This is a genomic window from Streptomyces antimicrobicus (assembly GCF_020532625.1).
Classification (GTDB): Bacteria; Actinomycetota; Actinomycetes; order Streptomycetales; family Streptomycetaceae; genus Streptomyces; species Streptomyces antimicrobicus.
In genome coordinates, this window is the sequence record NZ_JAJAUY010000050.1 from 1 (window position 1) to 21467 (window position 21467).

At 70.7% G+C, this 21467-nt stretch carries 16 protein-coding genes, 2 pseudogenes and 1 CRISPR repeat array; of the genes and pseudogenes, 7 read left to right on the forward strand and 11 right to left on the reverse strand.

Annotated elements, in window-relative coordinates:
- The 3 genes from LG632_RS14890 to LG632_RS14900 all read left to right on the forward strand — a co-directional run.
- On the forward strand, window positions 1–2180 hold a 2180-nt coding region (locus LG632_RS14890), incomplete at its 5' end, for a PP2C family protein-serine/threonine phosphatase (RefSeq protein ID WP_226727537.1).
- A 33-nt stretch (window positions 2181–2213) separates the two neighbouring features.
- Window positions 2214–2606 carry an STAS domain-containing protein gene (locus LG632_RS14895; RefSeq protein WP_226727538.1) on the forward strand — a complete coding sequence of 131 codons (393 nt, stop codon included), beginning with the start codon at window positions 2214–2216 and terminating at the stop codon, window positions 2604–2606.
- A 155-nt stretch (window positions 2607–2761) separates the two neighbouring features.
- Window positions 2762–3238, forward strand: coding sequence for an ATP-binding protein (locus LG632_RS14900; RefSeq protein ID WP_226727539.1), 477 nt, complete (start codon window positions 2762–2764; stop codon window positions 3236–3238).
- A gap of 113 nt (window positions 3239–3351) precedes the next feature.
- A CRISPR array of direct repeats spans window positions 3352–3929; the repeat unit is 29 nt; unit sequence CGGGACACCTCCGCTCGCGCGGAGAGGAC.
- Window positions 3930–3947: 18 nt separating this feature from the next.
- Here LG632_RS14900 and cas2e read toward each other — a convergent pair.
- The 9 genes and pseudogenes from cas2e to LG632_RS14945 form a co-directional block, all read right to left on the reverse strand.
- On the reverse strand, window positions 3948–4259 hold the full coding sequence (cas2e, locus tag LG632_RS14905) for a type I-E CRISPR-associated endoribonuclease Cas2e (RefSeq protein ID WP_226727540.1): 312 nt from the start codon (window positions 4257–4259) through the stop codon (window positions 3948–3950).
- A 6-nt stretch (window positions 4260–4265) separates the two neighbouring features.
- Window positions 4266–5190: pseudogene (gene cas1e, locus LG632_RS14910) on the reverse strand (type I-E CRISPR-associated endonuclease Cas1e).
- 59 nt (window positions 5191–5249) lie between these two features.
- Entirely contained in the window at window positions 5250–5912 is a 663-nt protein-coding gene (gene cas6e, locus LG632_RS14915; RefSeq protein ID WP_226727541.1) for a type I-E CRISPR-associated protein Cas6/Cse3/CasE, read from the reverse strand.
- Complete coding sequence (cas5e, locus tag LG632_RS14920; RefSeq protein WP_226727542.1) at window positions 5909–6763, reverse strand: type I-E CRISPR-associated protein Cas5/CasD; 855 nt, start codon at window positions 6761–6763, stop codon at window positions 5909–5911. Before cas5e ends, cas6e begins: the two co-directional genes overlap by 4 nt.
- The gene (cas7e, locus tag LG632_RS14925; RefSeq protein WP_226727543.1) at window positions 6760–7938 is read right to left on the reverse strand and encodes a type I-E CRISPR-associated protein Cas7/Cse4/CasC; all 1179 of its coding nucleotides are present in this window, start codon (window positions 7936–7938) and stop codon (window positions 6760–6762) included. The genes cas5e and cas7e overlap by 4 nt, the downstream gene beginning before the upstream one ends.
- A gap of 71 nt (window positions 7939–8009) precedes the next feature.
- Entirely contained in the window at window positions 8010–8768 is a 759-nt protein-coding gene (gene casB, locus LG632_RS14930; RefSeq protein ID WP_226727565.1) for a type I-E CRISPR-associated protein Cse2/CasB, read from the reverse strand.
- A 53-nt stretch (window positions 8769–8821) separates the two neighbouring features.
- Entirely contained in the window at window positions 8822–10393 is a 1572-nt protein-coding gene (gene casA / locus LG632_RS14935; protein WP_226727544.1) for a type I-E CRISPR-associated protein Cse1/CasA, read from the reverse strand.
- Between the two features lie 214 nt (window positions 10394–10607).
- On the reverse strand, window positions 10608–13472 hold the full coding sequence (gene cas3, locus LG632_RS14940) for a CRISPR-associated helicase Cas3' (protein WP_226727545.1): 2865 nt from the start codon (window positions 13470–13472) through the stop codon (window positions 10608–10610).
- Between the two features lie 1736 nt (window positions 13473–15208).
- Window positions 15209–15622, reverse strand: a complete 414-nt coding sequence (locus tag LG632_RS14945) for a helix-turn-helix domain-containing protein (RefSeq protein WP_226727546.1) — start codon at window positions 15620–15622, stop codon at window positions 15209–15211.
- Window positions 15623–15712: 90 nt separating this feature from the next.
- Between LG632_RS14945 and LG632_RS14950 the strand changes: the two are divergent.
- From LG632_RS14950 to LG632_RS14960, 3 genes and pseudogenes are all read left to right on the forward strand, one after another.
- Window positions 15713–16260 (forward strand): annotated as a pseudogene (locus LG632_RS14950) (flavoprotein).
- Between the two features lie 1184 nt (window positions 16261–17444).
- On the forward strand, window positions 17445–18224 hold the full coding sequence (locus LG632_RS14955; RefSeq protein WP_226727548.1) for a hypothetical protein: 780 nt from the start codon (window positions 17445–17447) through the stop codon (window positions 18222–18224).
- Window positions 18221–18745: an AIPR family protein gene (locus LG632_RS14960; protein ID WP_226727549.1), complete on the forward strand. Its 525-nt coding sequence runs from the start codon at window positions 18221–18223 to the stop codon at window positions 18743–18745. Before LG632_RS14955 ends, LG632_RS14960 begins: the two co-directional genes overlap by 4 nt.
- 116 nt (window positions 18746–18861) lie before the next feature.
- Here LG632_RS14960 and LG632_RS14965 read toward each other — a convergent pair whose 3' ends face one another.
- Window positions 18862–19308: a hypothetical protein gene (locus tag LG632_RS14965; protein WP_226727550.1), complete on the reverse strand. Its 447-nt coding sequence runs from the start codon at window positions 19306–19308 to the stop codon at window positions 18862–18864.
- The gene (locus LG632_RS14970) at window positions 19296–19520 is read right to left on the reverse strand and encodes a hypothetical protein (protein WP_226727551.1); all 225 of its coding nucleotides are present in this window, start codon (window positions 19518–19520) and stop codon (window positions 19296–19298) included. Before LG632_RS14970 ends, LG632_RS14965 begins: the two co-directional genes overlap by 13 nt.
- A gap of 484 nt (window positions 19521–20004) precedes the next feature.
- Here LG632_RS14970 and LG632_RS14975 point away from each other — a divergent pair, with 484 nt between their 5' ends.
- Window positions 20005–21447 (forward strand): MFS transporter, encoded by a 1443-nt coding sequence (locus LG632_RS14975; protein ID WP_226727552.1) that lies wholly within the window; start codon window positions 20005–20007, stop codon window positions 21445–21447.
- The last annotated feature ends 20 nt before the right edge of the window (window positions 21448–21467 follow it).

Below are 21467 nucleotides of genomic sequence, written 5' to 3' on the forward strand. Positions count from 1 at the left end.
CGACCATCGCCCGGGACTTCGTCACCGCCTCGGCGGCCGCCGCGCCCGCCGCGGACTCGGTCGGTGTGCGGCTGCGCAGCACCGAGGCCCTCGCCCTCGCCGAAGAGGACACCGAAGCGGTGGCCCGGTCCATGCTGGACCACGCGCTGCGCCCGCTGGGCGCCGTCGCGGTCGCGGTGTGGGCCGCCCATCCCGACCAGTCCCTCTCCCTCGCCGGCAGCGCCGGGTTCGGCCCCGAGGAGGCCTACCGCTGGCGGCACGTGCCGCCGGGGGTGCCCACTCCGGCGCGCCGGGCCCTCGACAGGCGGGCCTCCGTCGCGTACCCGGCGCTCTCCGCCGCCGGCCTGCCCTCGATCGGCCAGCACGAGATCGGCGGCGGGCGCCTGGCCGTGCCGGCAGGCATCGGGGGGCGGCTCACCGGTGTCCTGGAGGTGTGCTGGCCGGAGCGGCTGCCGGAGCAGTCCCAGCCGCTGCAACGGCAGTTCGAGGCGCTGGCGGAGCTCTGTGCCGCGACCCTGGAGACGTGGGCCGGGTCGCAGCCGCCGGGACCGGAGCGGCGCGACGCGCAACTGGACGGCGTACGGGCCCTCACCGACGGTCTGCTGGACCCGTGCCTGATCCTGCAGATGGCGCCCGAGAGCGGCGAGAGCCTGCTCCAGTTCACCATCCGGCACGCCAACCCCGCCTTCGTCGACTTCGCCGGGCGTCCCACCAGCGCCATCGTCGGCGCACGGCTGCTGGAGGCGTATCCGCTGGCGGCCGAACCGGGCGGACTGCTGGAGAAGGCCGAGCACGTCTTCGTGACCGGGGAGCCGTTCCGCACGGCCGGGATGACGCTCTCGGCCATGGTCGGCGGGGTGGCGCTGAGCACCCAGGCGAAGGTCAGCATCAGCCGCCACGGCAGCCACCTCGCGGTGGTCTGGCGGCTGGAGGACGGTACCCCGCGGGTGGCCCGCCTGCTCCAGCACGCCCAGCGGCTCGGGCGGATCGGCGGTTTCGAGGAGAACCTCGGGACCCGGCAGATCGTGTGGAACGAAGCGGTCTACGAGCTGCACGGCTTGCCCCCCGGTGCGCTGCCGATCCCGCTGGACCAGCTCGCCGACCACGCCCACCCCGACGACCGGCACACCATCGGCCGCTTCCTGCGCATGCTGCTGCACCACCAGAGGCCCGCCTCCACGGCGTTCCGGCTGCACCGGCCGGACGGCGTGACGCGGCACATCCGTGTGGTGGCCGAGCCGGTCCACGACCGGGACGGCCGGCTGCACCTCGTACGCGGCGCCTACCAGGACATCTCCGCCCAGCACTGGACGGAGGTCGCCCTGGCCGCCACCCGCGACCAGCTCGCCCAGACCGAACAGCAGGCGGCGGAACGCAGCCGCCTGGCCCGCCAGCTCCAGCACGCCATCATGCCGCCGGTGCGGGGCCCGGTGAACCTCGACGACCTGCACGTCGCCGTGCGCTACCGGCCCGCGGAGAAGGACCACCTGGTCGGCGGGGACTGGTACGACACGCTGACCCTGCCGTCCGGCGAGATCCTGCTGTGCGTGGGCGACGTCGCCGGGCACGGCATCGAGGCCGCGACGGGCATGGTCGCCCTGCGGAACGCCCTGCGCGGGCTGGCGGCCACCGGAGCGGGTCCCGCGCAGCTGCTGACGTGGCTCAACAGCATCACCCACCAGCTGACCGAGAACCTCACGGCGACGGCCGTGTGCGGGCTGTACGACCCGGCGACGCGCAGGCTGCGCTGGGCCCGGGCCGGCCACCCGCCGCCGGTCCTGCTGCGCGGGGGCACCGCGCAGACGCTGCCCCAGCTCGGGGGGATCCTGCTCGGGGTGGTGGACCAGGCCGAGTACGAGGAGAACGAGATCCGGATGCGGCCCGGGGACCTGCTGGTGCTGTACACCGACGGACTCATCGAACGCCGGGACCAGTCCCTCCAGGCGTCGCTGACCAGTTTGATCTCGCTGACCGAGAAGGCCGGCGGGGAGAGCGGCCCGGCGGACCTGGAGGCCCAGTTGGACCATCTGCTGCGCTACAGCCGGGCGGACACCGACGACGACACCTGCCTGGTCGGCGTGTCCGTCCTGGGCGATCCGGAGGCGGACGGGACGGACGCCGCGCCGCCCGCCGCGGAAGGGGCGGGACCGGACTTGGCCGGGCCCGGGACGCTTGCGTAAGGTCGAAGGGCACTCTTGGGAGGAACGACGACGATGCCAGCCGATCACGAGGAGGGAGCCGGCATGACGGCCGGGCACCCGCAGGCGGCACCGGTCACGGTGCAGGTCCACCACACGCAGGGGGGCGGGGCGGTGTGCCGCGTCGCCGGCGACCTCGACATCGAGGGTCTCGCGCCCGCGGAGGAATCACTCACCGGGTTGGTCAGGCAGGCCCCGCCGGTGCTCGTGGTGGACCTCGAGGAGGTCGGGTTCTGCGACTCGTCCGGCTTGAACCTGCTGCTCAGGACCCGTGCGGCGGCGCAGGAGGCGGGGGTGAGGTTCCGGCTGGCCGCGGTGGCCCCGACGGTCATGCGGGTCCTCGAACTCACCGGCGCCCAGACCGTCTTCTCCCTCCACGAGTCGGTCGACGCCGCGCTCTCGGCGTGAGGGACCCGTGGGGCCTCCGGGCCGCGAGGGGCATGATCCGGGCGCACCGGGGCATCCGAATCCGGACGACCATCACTGCCGGCCACCGCGACAGCGACACCGCCGGCGACAGCAACAGCGACAGGACAACGCCGACACCGAAAGGGTTCCCGCACATGACGACCAGCCCGGGCACCCTCGACCAAGGCCGGTGGGGCGGGACACTGCCCCCCGGCGGCCAGCGGCGGCGCATCCCCCTGGCCGGGCTCTCCCAACCGGTGTCCCGCGCCCGGTCGTTCACCGTGCGGGCGCTGGAGGACTGGAGGTGGTCCACGACGTCGCCGGGCGTGGACCACGACGCCGCGCACGACGTCGTCCTGCTCGTGGCGGAGCTCGTGGCCAACGCCGTACTGCACGGCGGCGGCCCCCTGGCGCTGGTCCTGGACGCCTCCGAGGCCCGCCTGCGCGTCGAGGTGAGCGACGGCGACCCCACCCTGCCCAGGCCACGCCTGCCCCACCAGCCGTCCGTGCCCGGCGGCCACGGCCTGCTCATCGTCCAGCAGACGTCCGACCGCTGGGGAGCCGATCGGCACGCCGAGGGCAAGACCATCTGGGCGGAGTTCGACACGACCCGACTGACCCCGGACCCCTAGTCGGCGTCACCGGCGGGCCCGCGTAACCACCCCGCACGCCGACCGGCACCCGACAGATCTCCGCGGGACCTGCCTGGATGACGCCGAGACCGACCGGACGTACTGACACTGGTCGGGACACCTCCGCTCACGCGGAGAGGACATCCGCATCGCCCTCGACGCGCTCTTCGCCCGCGGGACACCTCCGCTCGCGCGGAGAGGACTTCGTCTGCTTGCCGTTGCGGACCTTGTAGACCGGGACACCTCCGCTCGCGCGGAGAGGACATCCACGGGCCCATCGGTGTCGGCAAGACGTCCGGGACACCTCCGCTGGCGCGGAGAGGACCGACGGTCACGTCATCTCCTTGTGCGTTATGGCGGGACACCTCCGCTCGCGCGGAGAGGACTTCGTCTGCTTGCCGTTGCGGACCTTGTAGACCGGGACACCTCCGCTCGCGCGGAGAGGACATCCACGGGCCCATCGGTGTCGGCAAGACGTCCGGGACACCTCCGCTGGCGCGGAGAGGACCGACGGTCACGTCATCTCCTTGTGCGTTATGGCGGGACACCTCCGCTCGCGCGGAGAGGACGGCAACCCGACCCAGCCCGGTACCGGCGACGCCGGGACACCTCCGCTCGCGCGGAGAGGACACCCTCTCGGTTGGACGCGGCCTTGGCTGTGATGGGACACCTCCGCTCGCGCGGAGAGGACCCTTGCTGACCTGCAGTCTTATAGGGGCTTTGCTGTTTCTTTGCTGTCGTGCTGGAAGGCGATCAGCGTAAGCCCATCGAAATCCACAGGTCTCCGGCGCTGGCGTCCAGTGGTCCTCAGCTCGAAGCCCTGCTCATTGTCGCTCGGATACGCAAGAGTGGCCGAGCCTTCCTGGGCAGCCGCAACCACGGCGGTCCAGAGCTCGTCTCGGACGCGGGCGGAGACGGTGCCGACGTAGAGCTCGGGTGTGACCTCCAACAGCCAGCGGCTGAGTGCTCCTCTCAGGTGAGGGGGAACGGCGGTAGTACAGAGCACGACCATCGAAGGCATGTCGGATCACCCCGGGGTCGTGCTGGTGGAGGCGTGGTTCGCACCGCCTCGCACGGGTCCGGTGACCGGGTCCCAGAGGTCGACGAGCTGTTCCTCGACGTCCGGAACCGCGTGCTCGGTGCCAGGGTCGAGAAGGTCCTGGATGTCGGCGACGATGCGTGGCAGCAAGGAGAAGAGCCGCAAGCCCTCCCGGAACGATCGGCGGGCGGCAGCTTCCGGGTTGGGGGCGGCGTGCAGCAAGAAGGCCAAGGGGATGGTGAGCCGGGCCTTGTAGAGGTCGGCGATGTCGTAGACGAATGCGGTTTCCGGTGTGGATGAAACCGAGGGCGGGCGAGCAGCCGAGGGCAGTGATGGCCGCGTGGGCGATGCCGTAGAGACAGGTGTTGGCTGCTGACAATGCCAGGTTGACCGGGTCCTGGCTGTCCCAGGAGGCCGGGTCGTACGCGCGGCGGAACCGGCCGATCCTGTGTTGCTGGGCCAGGAGGCGGTAGTGGGCCTTGAGTCGCTGGCCTTCCATGCCGCGCAGCTGCGCCAGCGACGTGGTTCCCCGGGGGACGCTCCCCGCGCCGAACCTCTTCTCGTACATGGCGGTCGCGACCGCCAGGCGTTGCCGGTCGTCGCACCATGCCCGGGCTTGGCGTTCGAGCCAGGTGGTGGTCAGGGAGTCGGGCACGGCGGCGGCGTAGCAGCGCACACCGCCCGAGCCGGTGACGAGGACGGTGGTGCCGTGTCGGGCGAGGGTGGTCAGCGCGCGGGCGGTGACGGAGGTGCCCGGGCCGAGCAGGACGCAGCTGAGGGCTGCGGTCGGCAGGTGGACGGTGTCCGTGCCGCGGGCAGTGGTGACTTCGGCGCAGACGCCGGTGTCGTCCTGGTGGACACGGACAAGGTCGAGGTAGAGGAAGGACAGGCTGTCCGCGATGCGCGGCAGCATGGCGACGGTGGGCTTGGCCAGTTTGCGGCGGGTGTCCGCTGGTGAGGGGAGGCTGGTCATCAGTCGCCTCGGGTGGGGGCGATGGAGAGGAGACCGCAGCCGTACGCCTTTCCACGGCCGATGCCTTCCATGATCCTGGTGCGGAGCTGGTGGGCGTCGATGACGGCAGCGGTGCCTTCGAATCGGGTGCGTGTGTGGCGTACGCGCTGCTGCTCTGTGGTGCCGCGCGGTGTACGGGTGCCCCGGGCGGCGTCGAGGGGCTGGGAGTGCAAGTTGATGATCTTCAGGCCGGCGGTGTCGGCCTGGCGGAGCCACCATTCGTCGGCGGCCGTGCCGGACAGGGCGACCACGGCGGGCAGGTGGTAGGCCGCGCGCGTGGTGGCGCCCGGCTTGCGTACGGGGCTGGCCACGCACCGGTAGCGGACGGTCAAGCCCGGGCGCAGCGCGTCGAGGAGGACGTCGAGGGAGCGGGTGGCGACGGTTCCGTAGGCGTCGGGCAGCCGGCTGAGGTCGGGCTGATGGGTGCTCTGCAGCAGGACGTGGGGGCCCGTCGGGGTGTCGTCGGTGCGGTGCAGGACGTGGAAGCGGGCGCGGGGGTCGGGGCCGGCGCCGTCGGGGAAGAGCGACATCAGGCGGCGGTGGAGATCGACGGCGCTGCGGGCATCGCGGCGGGCGTCACGTGAGCGGGGGTCGGGGATGATCCGCGTGAGGTAGAGGGTCATCGCGGGCTCCGTTGCAGGTGGGTCAGGTGTGCGGTGGTGTAGGTGTGGAGGGCCTGCAGGGAGGCAATGCCCAGCCCGGCGTACTGCTCGGCCGGCAGGCGCAGAGTCTGCTGGTAGACCGGCCGGGCGCGGTAGCGGCGTTCTCGGGGATGGAAGGTCTCGGGCTGGTCGTTGATCTGCCCTGCGGGTGCGTCGCCGTCGGCCGCGTCCGCGGTGCGCAGTGCTGGTGGAACGGGCAGGCGGCTCAGGGGCTGGTCGGCGGTGAACGTGATGCCGGGGTCACGGCCGGGGCGTGGCGGGGGTGCGGCGACCGGGAGGTGGACCAGGTGGTGCAGCACGTCGTCACTGGCCCCGAGGAACAGGGGGCCCTCGGGCGGGCAGGAGCGGCGTCCGAGATACAGGGGCCATCGAGGGTGCAGCAGTGCGCCGGTCGCCTGTTCGAGGAGGCCGTCCGGGGTGTCGGCGGTGGAGGTGAGGGCGACGGTGAACACCGCGTCGGCCAGGTAAGTGCGGTGTGTCAGCAGCGTTGTGGTGTCGCCGCTGCGTTTCTTGCCCTCTGCGGTGGTGACGGTGGAGCGGGCCGGCAGGCCACCGCCGACGGTGTGCAGGTCGCGCAGGAGTACCCCTGCCCGGTCTGCCCGTACCGTCACGGCGAGCGTGGCGAGGTCGTCGACCGGTTCGTCGCGGTGGCGGCCGAGGGCGGCGGCGAGCAGGCCGATGACGCCTGAGCGCGTGGGGAACGGGGCGGTGTCACGCTCGTTGTAGTGACTGATCCGGCCCCAGGACTGCAGAGGCGCGGCCAGGCGGAGCAGGACTCCCGCTTCGGGCGTGCTGCGTGCGTCGGTGGTCATGCGGCGGTGCCGTCCCGTGACTCCAGCGCTGCGTGCAGGGCAGCGGCCAGGAGGTCGTCGAACGCGTCGTGCCGGGTGCCCAGCCCCTGCAGCGTCTTGGTCTCCAGGCTGGTCCAGCCGGCGCTGACGATGTGCCGGGTGCCGAGCATGGTGTTCACAGCCCGCGCGTAGTCGGCGAGGGCTTGGCGGGACGGCGCGGCGAAGCCGCCTTCGGCGGCCGCGGCCACCGGCTGTTCGAAGGCGGCGGCGTAGGACAGCGGGCGGTCGGAGCGGACGCTGACGTGGACCAGGTCAGGGATGGTGTGCGCAGCGGTGGAGTTCTTCTTCGCCTGCGGCAGCGAGGTGATGAACGCGTGGAGGAAGCCGTGAGCGAGTTCGCGTAGTTCCCCGGGACGACCGTCGAGGTTGCGGGTGAGGTCGCGCAGGTCGAGGGTCGCGAATCGGTAGAAGGTCCCCGCGCTGAACTCGGCATGGCCCATGTGCCCGCTGCCGGAGGAGTCCTTCCAGGCGGCGGTGACGTCGTCGACGGCAGAGAAGTAGTCGATCTCGACGTCGGTGGCGTGAGTGGTCATGGCGTGCGCGACCTGGACGGCTCCGTCGACTCCGGCGTCGTCGACCTCGGCAAGCATGCGGCCGAACAGGTTGATCACACCGTTTCGGGACCTCAGGATCTTCTCGACGTGGGCCGTCGGCAGAACGCTCTTGTCCGCGGGCTTCTTGATGTCCTTCGCCGATTCCAGCTTCTCGATGTGTTCCTGCGCGAGGTCGGCCAGTTCGGTGACAGCGGACTGCGGCACGTACACCATGGCGTTGGTCAGGACCTTGTTCGGGACCGTCTGCTTGGGTTCGGCGGGATCCCTGGCGAGCTCGAACTTGATGCTGGACGCCGCGGCGATGTGCGCGCCGGCTCGCTCGGCGAGCTGGGAGTCCCAGCCGCGTTCGGTGAGCAGGCGCGTGACCCGTTCGCCGATGCGGCGGGTGCGCAGCGCGGCGTCGCCGAGGTGTTCTTCGAAGGCGCCTCGCACCGCCCGCTTCCAGGACTGACTGCTAACACGGGTCCGTACGGTATTGCCCCACTGGACGGTCTTGACGGAGTTGGTGTCGTCACGGTTGAGGTTGGCGAACGGCACGGACTGCACGACATGGATGTCGATGAACCGAGCAGCTGCAGACATCAGTGATCTCCTTGACAGGAACGCGGAAAAAAACGGGGAGGGAGCGCCGTCCTGGGGCGCGCCTGAGGGGTTCAGGCAGTGGCGTCTTCGCCCGCCGCCGACAGGTCGCGGCGGTTGGCGGCTTCGTGGGCGTCGCGGGCGCGGATGCGGTAGTAGTCCTGCAGCCATCGCCGGGCGATACGCCCCGAGTGACGCGGCCAGTTCGCCAGATCGGACAGCAGCTGCGCGAAGTCGACAGGAACGTCCAGGGACCGCAGGTAGCCGACCGCCGCCGGGAGGTGGCGGTGCAGGCCCGGCGCGCTCTGGCGGGTCAGCAGGTTCAGGCGGCTCTCGGCGGTCACCTCCCGCATCTGCGCCTCCCGCCCCGACCCGACCGCCGCAGCGAACGCCGCCCCCAGGCTGCTCCCCCACCCCTGCCCCGGCTTGCCTCCCTCGCCCGCCGCCGCGGCTGCAGGGGGCACGGCTGCACCTGGACCGCCGGCGGACTCGGCAGACTCCTGGCCGCCCTGAGCACCGGTCGCCTGGACGCGCGGCTGCGCGGCGATCATCGACGCCACCGCGTAGTAGGCCCGCTGCACCTCCCGCGGCGTACGGTCCTGCGGCAGCCGCGGCGCCACGAACCGGTGCATCCGCGGGACCTCGTCCAATCCCTTGCGCAAACCGCTGCGCAGCGCTGCCCGCGCGCCAGGGTCTTGTGAGCACAGCTCTTCCATCCGGGCCACGAAGTCCCGTTCACGGCTGAGCCGCTCGCCCTTCCGCTGCTCGGGCACCGTCGTCCCGAGCGTGTACCCGCTGCCCGCGGGCACCTGCTCCCCTGCCGTACGTGTCATCGCCAAGCTCCCCTCCGCTCCTGATCCGTGCGCCGCGCCCTGCTCGCCCTCGGCTACTTGGGCTTGCGGGCCCCGCCGTACAACTCGATGCGTGCCTCGCTGACCGCCTTCGCCCCGCGCTGAGTCCGGATCACCGTGTCCGTGACGGCCTCGTACGCCTCCTCTGCCAGCCGCAGGAACGACTTCCTGGCCTCGGCCACGTCCAGCCCGGCATCGTCCAGCACCCCGTCGCGGTCGAGGCCGGCGAACCTGCGCCAGAACTGGGCCTCGGCCTGGGGCCAGTACCGCCCCGCCGCCTCACCGACCCAGGTGCCCGGGTCGGCCTTCGGGTCGTCCACGTAGGCCGTCCACGCGCGCTTGACCGCCCGCTCCAGACGCCATCCGAACAGTTCCCCCAGGCTCCGGAGCCGACCCACCGCCGGCGCCGTCCGTGGAGCCCGCTCCTCGACCAGGTCGAACACCGTCGGCGTGGAGGCATCCACGAACTGGACGTCCTTGGCCTGCCCGTCCTGATCGAAACCGAGCGCCCTGACCCTCAGTCGCTCACTGATCTCCTGCGCCGTACGGAACACCGCCGGCCGCACCGGCTGCGCCGAACCCGACGGCTTCAGCAACAGCAACGCATCCAGATCCCGCCACAGCCCCCGCCGTGCATCCGCAGGCCGGGGGTAGCGGTTGCCCTGCTGACTCGTCTGCCAGATCACGAAGTCGTCGTCCCGGGGCATCCGCCCCGCGCGGTACGCCCACGTGATGTAGGCGTCGGCCACGTGCCGCCCCTCTTCGTCGGGGACGAGCAGCAGGGCGTGCTGGGAGCAGGCCGTCAGTCGCGAACACGGCCCCTGCGGCAGCAACGGAGCACCGTCCGGGTCGGGCAGTTCCTCCCACTCCCACGGGCACAGGTCCCGCTCACGCCGCTCCGCGCTGCGCGGCGGCACCAGCCCGGCGAGCAGCGTCTCGAACAAGCTCTCGCCTTCGGGGTGGTACGACAACGCCGTCCGCAAGGGCCCAGCAACGGCACTCGCGGTCTTCACCCCGCCCACCTCACGCGCCGAACACCGCCCCGACGGGCCCCAGTAGTGCCACACCAGAAGGTTCAGCACCGCCTCCCCCACCGTCGGCAGATCCGGCCGCGCGTCACTCCCGTGCCGAAACCAGGCGTGATTGTTGCCCGCCGGCCGCGTGACCATCAGCTTGTTCACACCGGCGGTGTTCCCCGCATCGCACTGCTCGGCAAGCCGCGCATCCTGCATCCACGGCCGCCCACCCACAGGGTCGAACACGAAGAACCGCTGCCGCCACTCGGTGAAGTAGCCATCCACTCCGGGCTGCTTGCGTCCGCTACGACCAGCCGGTAACCGCCCCAGTTCGAGGACGTCCAGGCGACGGTCGCTCCAGTCGGGGCCTCCCGCGTCCAGCCCCGTCACCCGCGCCGTCAACGCGTACAGCACCCGCAGCAGCGCTGCATGCGCCGGCGCATCGGCGACAGCCAGCCCCGCGATGTCCTGCGAGCGCGTGAGGACCTCGCGCAGTCCCACCCGCTCCGCCGACCGGTCACCGGACACGCCGGCCCGCCAGCGCACCGGAATCCACGGCTCGTCGATCAGGCTGTAGAGGCCACCAGGCATGGAAACGTCCGTTCCCCTGGACAACAATGACGGCGAGGGCCCCCGCCCGAGCGGGGGTGAGCCGGCCGTCGCTCGAAGGCACGCCCCGGCCAGGCCCCATGCCCGCGCGAGCGGGCGTACCGCCCCAGCAAGTGGGAACAACTCCCCTTGCTGGGGCGGTCATTGAACCGTAGCGAAGGCCGTAGCTCGAAGGTGCAGCTTTCGCGGAATTGCCTCAGCCACGCTCCAGACCCACCTCGGACGCCGTGATCAACCCGCCACCATGGCGGCAACCCCACTCGCCCCCCGCCAACCGCTCCATCCGCAACAGCACGACGCCCCGCAGCACCGCCTGCCTCTCCCACCCCTCAGGCGCACGCTCACCCTCCTCGGGCACCAGCCACCGGCCCGGAACGGGCACCACGTACGACACGACCTCCGCGAGGTCCTCCCGCGACAACCCGCCCTTCGGCACAGGCACCGACCCGGCCGCGTCCAAGGTCACCTCGTCGTCGCCGTGCGCATACAGGCACAGGACGCGACCTGAATCCGCCCCCAGCCGCGTCACCAGCAGCTCCTCGGTGATCCCCTTCTCCGGACGACTGAGCTTCGACAGGTCCCCCGCCACGTCCGCCGGCGAGCACACGGTCGCCAGATCCGCCAAGAACGCCTCCGCCGACTCCCCCGCCTCCCGCTCGCCGTCCAGCCGCGCCAGTTCACGGGCCACCGACTCCTCCAGACCATCGACGAACTCCGGCGCGTACGCCTCGTCCACCAGCCGCTGCACATCCCCCGGCACCGCCACTCCGGCACCCTCCCGCGCAATCAGCAACGACGTCCGCTTCAGCAGCCCCGCGTCATACACCCGCCCCCACGACGCCGGCGGCCGACCCTCCACCCCTTGGCCGGCCAGAGGATCCAGAACCACCAGCCGCGGCCGGTCCTCCCGGGCGGCCCACCGCGGCCGGCCCTCCGCTCCGCGAGCATGCCGACGGCACCGCCCCGCACGCTGCAGCAGTTGAGCCAGCGGAGCCAGGTCGCTGATGACCACGTCGAAGTCCAGGTCGAGGGACTGCTCCACCACTTGCGTCGCGACCAGCACCGACGCGCCACGAACCGACATCGCCGCCCCGACCGCCGGCTTGCCGTACGCCGCCTCGCACTCCTCAGTGACCCGCTGCCGCACCCGTGCCGGGAACCGCGAATGCAGCAGCCGAAGACCCCCCTCCGACCCCGCCAGCTCAGGGAACGCCACCACCAGATCCCGAAACGTCTGCTGAGCCTCGGCCACCGTCGTACAGGACACCAACGCGGTGCCCCCCTCCTGCACAACCAGCCGCAACTCCTCCCGCAACGCCTCCCTGCGTCCTCCGGCGCGCACCACCTCGGCCCGGTCCGCGGCGGCCCCGTCTGCGACGTCCCACGTCACGGGGCGCGCCACCACCTCGAGCGTCCGCTCGCGACCACCGACCACATGGCGCGCCGCCGACACCTCACCCGTTGCAGCACTCACGTACAGCCACCCCGGATAGCGCGGCTCCACCACCGCCTCGTCGCCGAACCCCGCCCCACGCCGGTACGCCTCCACCAGCGAAGTCGCCGACCGGCCGGTCAACGTCGCCGACAGCAACACCACCGGCGCACCCAGCGCGCCCAGCCACTCCAACAACCGCACCATCAACTGATGCATCCACGGCCCGTACGCGTGCGCCTCGTCGACGACCACGACCTTCTCCGCCAACCCGAACAGCCGCATCGCCCCGTGGCGGACCGGCAACACTCCCGTCAGGACCTGGTCGACCGTCCCCACCCCCAACGGCGCCAACAACCCCCGGTGCCGGCCCGCCAGCCACGCCTCAGCCTCCGCAGCCGTCAGCGCACCCGAACTGAGATCCGCCCCACCCACCACCGACACCGCACCGGCAGGACGCAGCCACGCCATCGAATGCAGCAATGTCAACGCCCGCTCCCCCTCCAACGCCGACTCGGCAAACCGCCGCACCCGCGGAAACATCGCATCGGCCGTCGCCATCGTCGGCAGCGCCACGTACAGCCCCCGAGAGCCCGCCGCCCGCCCCAACTCCGAGGCCGCGAACAGCGCGGCCTCGGTCTTCCCGTCCCCCGTCGGCGCCGTCACCAGCACCAGCCCCGGCCCTCCCCGCTCCACCAGGCCCGGCAGCTCCTCCACCAGATCCCGCTGCAACGGGTTCGGACCGAACCCGAACATCTCCTCGAACCCCCCAACCGCAAACCGGGCCCTCCCCACCCCGGCCGCGGCCACCGCACCAGCGACCACTCCGCACGCCCGCCGCCAGTGCTCATCCACTTCCGCCGCCGAGCCACCCCACCCGACCGGCGGCATCAGCGACTCCACCACCTCCGACCGGCTCACCAGCCAATCGGAAAGCACCACCAACCCCCACACCACCACAGCCAACTCAGCCGGCAGCCCCGCAACCGGAACCGCACCCGCACCCGTCACCCGCCGCAGCTCCACAAAATGGGAACGCCGCTGCGCGGCCCAACCCTCACCCCCCAACCCCGGCTGGTACTCCGAGGCCCGCAACAGCTCCCGCTCCGGCAGCACCCCACCGAAGACCCCGTGGTGTCCACCCAACAACTGCGCCACCTGGTGCCCTACAGCACCTCGCAGCAACTGCCGCCCATCCGGCATCCGGCGCCCCTCCGGATACCCCGCCTCAGCCAGCAGGCCCGCCAACGCCCAGTGCGAGGCAACCTCATGGCGAAAGCCCCGCTGACCAACAGCCCCGGGCGCAAACCCGTACAACGGGTCACCACACAACAGCTCGAATGCTTCACCGACCTGCGCCTGGAACGGCGGGCTGATCTTCCCCAGGTCATGCAAACCGGCCCAGAACGAGACCACCGCACGCGCCTCATCCCCAGGCAGACCCAAGGCCCGACCGATACGGACGCGTAACTGCTCTCCCAGCACCACGTCCCACAGCACCTGACACGCAGCGGCCGCATCCAGCAGATGACACATCACCGGATACCGCCGAGACAGCCCCCGCGCCTTCCCCCACAAACGACCATCAGGACGAGACGGACCGACTACGCTGTGCTCTCGCTGCGCCATGCGACAGACTTAGCAGCCACCACTGACAACGCACCCACGATCGGCAAGGCACCACAGCCAACAGCGCATTAGAACAACGGCGAAGGGCTCTAAAGCCCGAGGTCACGAAGGATCCTCACCGTGACCGAAGGTGCGCCGCCAACTCGCGGTGACACCCCGCCACCGCTGCTCCTCTCCGAGCGACCGAACGTGCACCGCCGACGACGCAGTCGGAGCTCAGGCTCTTCTTTTGCCCCAGCAGGCGTCCACCGGCGAGTCCTCCGGAGCGGTACGGTGGCTCACCTCCGACCGCTGTTCCATGCACATTGCGAGGTTGCGTTGAACCTGCACAGCAAAGCAATGGCAAAGGGGTCGTAGCGTTGCAGGTCAGAAAGGGTCTTCTCCGCGCGAGCGGAGGTGAGCCGGCAGAGTGCACGCCGCCGTCTTCGTCGACGTAGTCTTCTCCGCGCGAGCGGAGGTGAGCCGGATCAGGTGGTGGCGGGTCCAGCTGTGCCCGGGTCTTCTCCGCGCGAGCGGAGGTGAGCCGCAGTGCTTGAAGTGGCGACCGTGGGAGTGGGTGTCTTCTCCGCGCGAGCGGAGGTGAGCCGCGGTCCCAGTAGCCTCTGCGAGCCTCCGCCTGGTCTTCTCCGCGCGAGGGAGGTGAGCCGTTCCGCACCGATGCCTCCGCATGGCTGAGCGCGTCTTCTCTGCGCGAGTGGAGGTAAGTCGGAGTCAACCCGGAGCCCCAGGAGCCGTTCCGGCGGCTCCTGCGCGCCGAGTGGTTCCGTAGGTTCAGTCGACCCGCCGAGTGCACGGACGGTCTACGAACGGCCGACTGGAGGGTACTTGGGACTCAAAGGCGGCGGGTAGGGCTGGATGCGCCCGTCGAGGCGATAGAGGGAGCTCTCATGCCCAGCGCGTCCCTTTCAGGAGACGCCGAGTCCGAACGACCGTCGGCCCTCTGGACTCGAACGGAGCCCCGGCCGACAGGGGGAACTGGTCGGCCGGGGCGGCGGTCCGGGTTCAGGCCGGCGTGTGCTCCCGGTCCTGCGAGCCGCCCCCGCGGCACGCGAGACAGGCTCGCTGTAGACCACGCGGCGCGCGCCGTCGACCACGACGACCCGGCGTACGCCGCGGCACGCCGCGCAGCCGCCGGCCGGAGTCGACCGGTTGGGCCGCGTGAAGCGGCCCCTACGGCGGAGCTGCGTGAGGTGGTCGATCAGGTCGCCGTACTCACGGTTCTCCCACGCGTTCGTCATAGCCGACCAGCCTAGCGAGACGATCCAGTTCGGGTGGTCCACTCGGCAGCCCGAGCCGCAATTCCCGTCGGCGCACTGGTTGTCGTGCTGGCACGTCGCCGCCACCGGGAGGCCGTCCAGGGGCCGCGTCCACAGCTCGGGGTCGATCTCGAATCCGGTTTCGCGGATCCGCTCCATCGAGTGGTCCAGCGCCCCCGGCGTGTACCGGGACGGCTCGGGAAGGTCCGGGACGTGGTGTACGAACCGGCCGAGCCCGGTGCGCAGGCGGGCGTACACCAAGGTGCCCCTCCACAGGGTTCCCCGCTTGCACCGCTGCACGGCCGCCAGTCACGGATCCTAGGCCCGTTCGGCGGCCCAGCCCATCCGGTCCAGGCCCACGCGCGCGAGGTCAGGGTGGTCCAACTTGAGGGCGACGTCATGGGCCGTCCGGTACGCCGGGGCAAGACCGCCATGCCTCCGTGGACGGTGCAGTCCACACGGTCTGGGTCAGCTCCACGACTAGTGCGGGCAGCGCCTTAGCTGGGGCGCGTAGGTGGGTGGCCCGAACGCTCTGGCACAGCGCCTCTGCTCCGGCCCCCAGTTCCGGAGGGGCCGGACGGCGGTGAGGTCGGAGGTCGGGCCGAGGCCGTACTGGTCGAGGGCCTCACGAATCGGTGCGACCGGCGAAAGGAGGCGGTCGGGGCGGAGGGATGTCACGGCGGGGGAGCCTGTGAGTTCGGACGGGTCCACGCGCAGCGCTTGGGCCACTGCGTCCACGAAGCCGGGTGTGGCGGGGCGGGCCCCGCACTCGACCTGACTGAGAAGGCTGAGGCTGTACGGGATCCGGTCGGCCAACTGAACCTGCGTGAGCCGCGCCAGGCGCCCTTGCTCGCGGATCCGGTAACCGGTGTGGTCATCGTCGCGTAGAGGCATACTCGTCTCCGTCCGGGACTCGTCGTCATGGACCGTCCGTGATCGCCCCCGACTCCGCCCGGGCCGGGGGCGATTGCATAGGCTCGGTTCATGACGCGCGCCCTGTACCTCTTCGGCTCGGCAGCCCGCCCGTGTTCGACGTCGCCCGCACGATCGAGGACGCGCAGGCCCGCGGCTGGGACGTCTGCCTCGGCCTGACCCCGACCGCGGCGGAGTGGCTGGAGGACGGTCTCGACGGCCTTGCTGCGCTCACCGGGCACCCGATCCGCAGCCGATACAAGCGGCCCGGCGAGCCAGATGTGTGGCCCAAGGCGGACGCGGTCCTTGTGGCCCCAGCCACCTTCAACACCGTGAACGCGTGGGCGCTCGGCCTGACGGACCGGTTCGTCGTCGGCGTGGTCGCCGCGGGCATCGGCAAGGGCATCCCCACGGCAGTCATGCCCTGCGTGAACGCGGCCTACGTGCAACACAGGGCCTTCGACCGGTCGGTGCAGGAGCTGCGGGACATGGGCGTACGTGTGCTGTACGGCGAGGGTGGCTTCATGCCCAATCAGCCGGGGCAGGGCCGCCCGGAGGTGTACCCATGGCGATTGGCCCTGGACACCGTCGACAACCTGGCCCCTGCCGGCGGGGCTTAGACGCGCGACACCGCCCCCTCCGGCCCGGCCCCGCAGTCCGGGGGCAGTGTCGTTCAAGAGGTGCCGTACTACTGGCTCGCCGCCCGGTGTTGATGATGCTCGTCGACTGGCTGGCCAGATTGATCGGCGCGGGCAGAGACGTCTGCCCGGTCGAAAGGTGCTGAACCGCAGGGGGGGTGGGGCAGGCCAGCGTTGACCAAGACGCCAGCGCCGGTGGACTTCAGCGTCAGCTCGCTGGTCGACCAGCTGCCGTTCAGCAAGAGGCGACGAAGCACACGCCCGGAGCCGCCGTGAAGACATCGTGTCTTCTTCGCGCGAGCGGAGGAACGTCGTCGTCGCGCTGGTCTTCTGCCTAGAAGGCGTGGGCTAGGGGTCCTGCGCAAGCGGTACGGTGGTTCACCCCCGGCAGCTGTTCCACCCACATTGTGAGGTTGCGTTGAACCTGCACAGCAAAGCAATGGCAAAGGGGCCGTAGCGTTGCAGGCCAGAAAGGGTCTTCTCCGCGCGAGCGGAGGTGAGCCGCACCCCGGCTTGGCGGTGGCCCGATGCCCCAGGTCTTCTCCGCGCGAGCGGAGGTGAGCCGACGGGCGGTGCGGGGCGGCGTGGCGGGCTCGTGTCTTCTCCGCGCGAGCGGAGGTGAGCCGCTGCGTGAAGTTCGGCGTGAAGCGGTGCGTGAGTCTTCTCCGCGCGAGCGGAGGTGGGTAGACCTGCGGCTGCGAGGACTGCCCCGCAGGAGGCCTCTCTACGCGAGCGGCGCCCACTGTGCTTGGCCGGTGTGCTCTCCGCGACGGAGCCGGACGGGGCGCGGCCACACTCTCCGGGACGGGAGGGAAGTGTGGTGGTGGGCAACATGTGCGGTTGGACTGGGCGTTTCTATGGTGTGGCGACATCGAACAGTCCGCGCAACCCGTCCGGAAGTGGTACTCATGGCCGCCTCTGCCGCACCCGCACCGATGCCCGGAAGCATCAGGAGGGTCGTCGCCGCCAGTCTCGTCGGGACGACCGTCGAGTGGTACGACAACTCACCCTGCCAGGACCATGACCTGCGATTTCACCACCGCGACCGCTGGCCGGCCAGCACGGAACCAGCACGGGATCCTCCCGCCACCCGCCGGCGACCTGCGTGTCAGCCGACTCATGGAGCGGGTGATGCCGTCCAGGCCATCCCCGTTCACTGAGCATGGTTGACGACTGCGCCACGCCGAGAGGAGGGGTCGTCCCGGACACAAGGGGTATTCGTCTCCTTCGTCCGCCTACGCATCTGCACTCGGGGTACGGAATGGCGTCTGTCCAGAACAACGATCAGAGGGCTTCTCGACCGGATCCTGGACGACCAGCACCGGCTGCTCGCTCCGCACAAGGGACGCGACGACTTCTTCACCTTCTTCGCCGCCGACAAGGCACTGCAGGAGCGGGACCTCGACACCGAGGAGATCCTCGACGGCATCGTCGACGGCGCGCACGACTGCGGAATCGACGGCATCTGGTCGTTCGTGGACGACCGCTACGTCACGGCCGACGCCCACCGGTACCTGACCTCACGAGCCGGCACCATCGAACTGGTCGTCCTCCAGGCCAAGACGTCCGCCGGCTATCAGGAGACGGTGTTCGAGAAGCTCCACTTCCACCTGCCGACGCTGCTCGACATGAGCCGCGACGAAGACGCTCTCGGATCGCACACGAACGCCAAACTCCTCGAACGTACGCGGCGCGTCCTGCACGTACTGGAGAACCTGGCCGCCTCGTTCCCCCGAGTGCGTGTCACGGTGATCTACGCCAGCAAGGCCGCCGAAGGACCTCATCCGAACGTGAAGGCCAAGGGGGACCGTCTCAAGCGGGAGCTCTCGAAGATCACCTCGGACACCGAGGCGACGATCGAGTACCTGAGCGCGGCCGAACTCCGCGAACGGACCGCCCGCGGCGCGAAGGCCGTCGCTGAGCTCGTCTTCTCCGAAACCCCATGAGCACGTTGTCGATGAAGGTGACGTGCGCCCTGCGTCTGGAGCTCTTCGAGTCGAACGTGCGGGACTACGCGGGTTCGACCGCCGTGAACAACGCCATCGGCGAGACTCTCAGGTCTGGGACGGGTGAGGACTTCTGGTGGTTCAACAACGGCGTCACCGTCGTCGCCGATGCGGCGCAGATCGTCGGCAAGAAGATCGTCGTGAAGGATCCGCAGATCGTGAACGTGCTCCGGACCAGTCATGAGGTCTACAGCTACTTCCAGGCCGGCGGACAGCACCGCGACCGTTCTCTGCTGGTCAAGATCGTGGTCGCACCGGAGAACGGTACGGCACGCGACAGGATCATCCGCGCCACCAACAGCCAGACGCAGCTCCCCGCCGGCGCCCTCCGGGCCACCGAGCCCATCCAGAAGGACATCGATGAGAGCCTCACGCACGGCGGCGGCTACTACTACGAACGCCGTGCCAGCTACTGCAGCAACCCGGGCTTCCCCGTCGACCAGGTCGTCATCGAGCCCTGATCCGTTACCGGCCTCAGCCGCCGCTCGGTTCGCGCCGGTCAGTACGGTCCGCACGCACCATCGTCCCGAGTCACCACCAGTCCGCAGGACGGGAGTGATCTCGCCCCGCCCGTCATTCATGGGTAGCGCCTCGGTTCGCCGGGGCGCTCGAAGTAGAAGCCCCGGGGGCCTTCGGATTCGGGGGAACTGTCGCACAGGCAGGACTGGTTCCCGCCTTCCACCAGAGCGCTGCCGGCAAGGACGGGTTTGCCTTCGAAGCGCCGCCCGACAGAGCCGAACAGGTGGGTGCCGCGGCCGAGCCGCATCAGCCCCGCGACCACACGCCACGGCGGGACGGGCAGTCCGCCCGACACCAGCGGAACGAGTAGGAACAGGTTCCTCTTCTCCCGGGCGCTCGGGCCGGTCCACAGCGCGACGATCACCGCAGGGTCCTCCTGGTCGGGAACACAGCCGCGGACGTAGTACGGCCTGACGACGGGTGTGTCCGTGTAATGCCAGAGGGCTGCGGCAAGAGCACGCTGCGCGCGGGCGAGGCATTCCTCGGAGCAGGTCAGTTGACCCATGACGGACATTTCTGCATCCCCCGGCAGTAGGCCGTGACGACTCCCGCCTTCCCCTTCGCCCCGGGTGCTTCGTACCTGCCGTCGTCTGTGGTCTTGGCGTAGCGGACCTTGACCACGAAGTCGACCTGGCGGCCGTTCTTGATGGCCGATCCCCCCAGCAGCGCCACGACAGCCATCAGCACGCCCGCCCTCTGCAACGAAGCAGTGGTCATCCGCCAAGGATCCCGGCCTCCTCGCCGATGCGTACATCGGCTGCAAGTACATTCACCCGAATGCTTCGGCGCGGCGGGCTGGTTCCCTCACTCGGTTGCCCACCGAGATCGGCGCGGCCGACACGGCCCGACAGCCCCGCCCGCCACCCGGGGATTCGGGGTCGTCGATCCGGGGCCGTCCCGTGCCCCTGGGCCCCGGTGCCCTCGCGCGGGCACCGATCCGGTTCAGGCCGGCTGACGGATGCAGTGTGCCCGCCCCGCCCCTTGGTGACAGCCCTCTGCCTTCGAGTCTTGGGCTTCTCGTTCTCGCCGTCCTGGGTGATCCGCCTGTCGACGCAGAGGAATCCGGCCATCAAGGGTTGTGTGGGGGCCGCACACAAGATGGCCCGCGATTGTGATGGTCCGCCACATATCCCCCGCACCTGGCGACTTCTACGTTGTGGCGACACCCGAAGTCCCCGCAGACCTCCTGGAAGTGGTGCACATGGCCTCCCCCGCAGCGAGCAGAACGAGCCCGTCCGGCATCCGCAGGATCGTCGCGGCGAGTCTCGTCGGGACCACCGTCGAGTGGTACGACTTCTTTCTCTACGGGTCCGCCGCAGCGCTGGTGTTCAACACGTTGTTCTTCCCCGCCGCCGACCCGCTCGTCGGCACGCTGATCGCCTTCGTCACCTACGCCATCGGCTTCCTCGCACGGCCGTTGGGCGGGGTGGTGTTCGGGCACTTCGGGGATCGGCTCGGGCGCAAGAAGCTGCTCGTGGTCAGTCTCGTCATGATGGGCGGGGCCACGTTCGCCATGGGGCTGCTGCCCACGTACGACTCGATCGGGGTCGGGGCGCCGGTGCTGCTGACGGTGCTGCGGCTGGTGCAGGGCTTCGCGCTCGGCGGCGAGTGGGGCGGGGCCGTGCTGATCGTCGCCGAGCACGGCGGGGAGCGGCACCGGGGGTTCTGGGCCTCCTGGCCGCAGGCCGGCGCGCCCGGCGGGAACCTGCTGGCCACGGGGGTGCTGGCGCTGCTGGCGGCCGTGCAGTCGGAGGAGGCGTTCCTGGCCTGGGGCTGGCGGATCCCGTTCCTGCTGTCGGGCGTGCTGGTGGTCGTCGGGCTGTGGATCCGGCTGTCGGTCGCGGAGTCCCCCGTGTTCCTGGAGGCCCGCGCCCAGGCGGAGGCCGCCGCGGCCCGGGGCGCGCGGGAGGGGGCGCCGGTGGTGCGGGTGCTGCGGCGGAACTGGCGTGAGGTGCTGACGGCGATCGGCACCCGGTTCGGCGAGAACATCTCCTACTACGTGCTCACCTCCTTCCTGCTCGTCTACGTCACCGTCCACCTGGGCCTGCCCAGGAGCAGCGCCCTGAACGCCGTCCTCATCGGCTCGGCCGTCCACTTCGCCACGATCCCGCTGTGGGGCGCGCTCTCGGACCGGGTCGGCCGTCGCGCGGTCACGCTGGTCGGCTCCGTGGGCATGGCGGTGTGGGCGTTCGTGTTCTTCGCGTTGCTGGACACCCGTTCGTTCCCCATCACGGCGCTCGCGGTCACCGCGGGGCTGCTGCTGCACGGTGCGATGTACGGGCCGCAGGCGGCCTTCATCTCCGAGATGTTCGACACCGAGGTGCGCTACTCCGGGGCCTCCATGGGCTCCCAGCTGGCCTCGATCGTGGCGGGGGCGCTGGCGCCGATCGTCGCCGTCGAGCTGCTGAAGGACTACGGCTCGTCGGTGCCGGTCTCCTGGTACCTGTGCGGTGCCGCGCTCGTCACGACCCTCACCGTGGCCCTGGCCCGCGAGACCCGTGGACGCGATCTTGCCACGGCCGCCTCCTCGGGCCATGCTGGCGCCGCCACCACCGCCGCCACCACCACCGCCGTACCTGCCCCTGCCGACGCCCCCGCCGCGCCGGGCCGTTCCGCGCCCGCGGCCACCGCCGACGGAGCCTGATCCCTACGCCGCCCCGACCC

Bases quoted from the DNA above. Each gene is read 5' to 3' on its own strand.
- cas2e (WP_226727540.1), bottom strand. From the start codon at position 4,259: ATGCCTTCGATGGTCGTGCTCTGTACTACCGCCGTTCCCCCTCACCTG.
- LG632_RS14970 (WP_226727551.1), bottom strand. From the start codon at position 19,520: ATGACCACTGCTTCGTTGCAGAGGGCGGGCGTGCTGATGGCTGTCGTG.
- LG632_RS14945 (WP_226727546.1), bottom strand. From the start codon at position 15,622: ATGCCTCTACGCGACGATGACCACACCGGTTACCGGATCCGCGAGCAA.
- LG632_RS14900 (WP_226727539.1), top strand. From the start codon at position 2,762: ATGACGACCAGCCCGGGCACCCTCGACCAAGGCCGGTGGGGCGGGACA.
- LG632_RS14975 (WP_226727552.1), top strand. From the start codon at position 20,005: ATGGCCTCCCCCGCAGCGAGCAGAACGAGCCCGTCCGGCATCCGCAGG.
- casB (WP_226727565.1), bottom strand. From the start codon at position 8,768: ATGACACGTACGGCAGGGGAGCAGGTGCCCGCGGGCAGCGGGTACACG.
- cas5e (WP_226727542.1), bottom strand. From the start codon at position 6,763: ATGACCACCGACGCACGCAGCACGCCCGAAGCGGGAGTCCTGCTCCGC.
- LG632_RS14965 (WP_226727550.1), bottom strand. From the start codon at position 19,308: ATGGGTCAACTGACCTGCTCCGAGGAATGCCTCGCCCGCGCGCAGCGT.
- LG632_RS14960 (WP_226727549.1), top strand. From the start codon at position 18,221: ATGAGCACGTTGTCGATGAAGGTGACGTGCGCCCTGCGTCTGGAGCTC.
- cas3 (WP_226727545.1), bottom strand. From the start codon at position 13,472: ATGGCGCAGCGAGAGCACAGCGTAGTCGGTCCGTCTCGTCCTGATGGT.
- casA (WP_226727544.1), bottom strand. From the start codon at position 10,393: ATGCCTGGTGGCCTCTACAGCCTGATCGACGAGCCGTGGATTCCGGTG.
- cas7e (WP_226727543.1), bottom strand. From the start codon at position 7,938: ATGTCTGCAGCTGCTCGGTTCATCGACATCCATGTCGTGCAGTCCGTG.
- cas6e (WP_226727541.1), bottom strand. From the start codon at position 5,912: ATGACCCTCTACCTCACGCGGATCATCCCCGACCCCCGCTCACGTGAC.
- LG632_RS14895 (WP_226727538.1), top strand. From the start codon at position 2,214: ATGCCAGCCGATCACGAGGAGGGAGCCGGCATGACGGCCGGGCACCCG.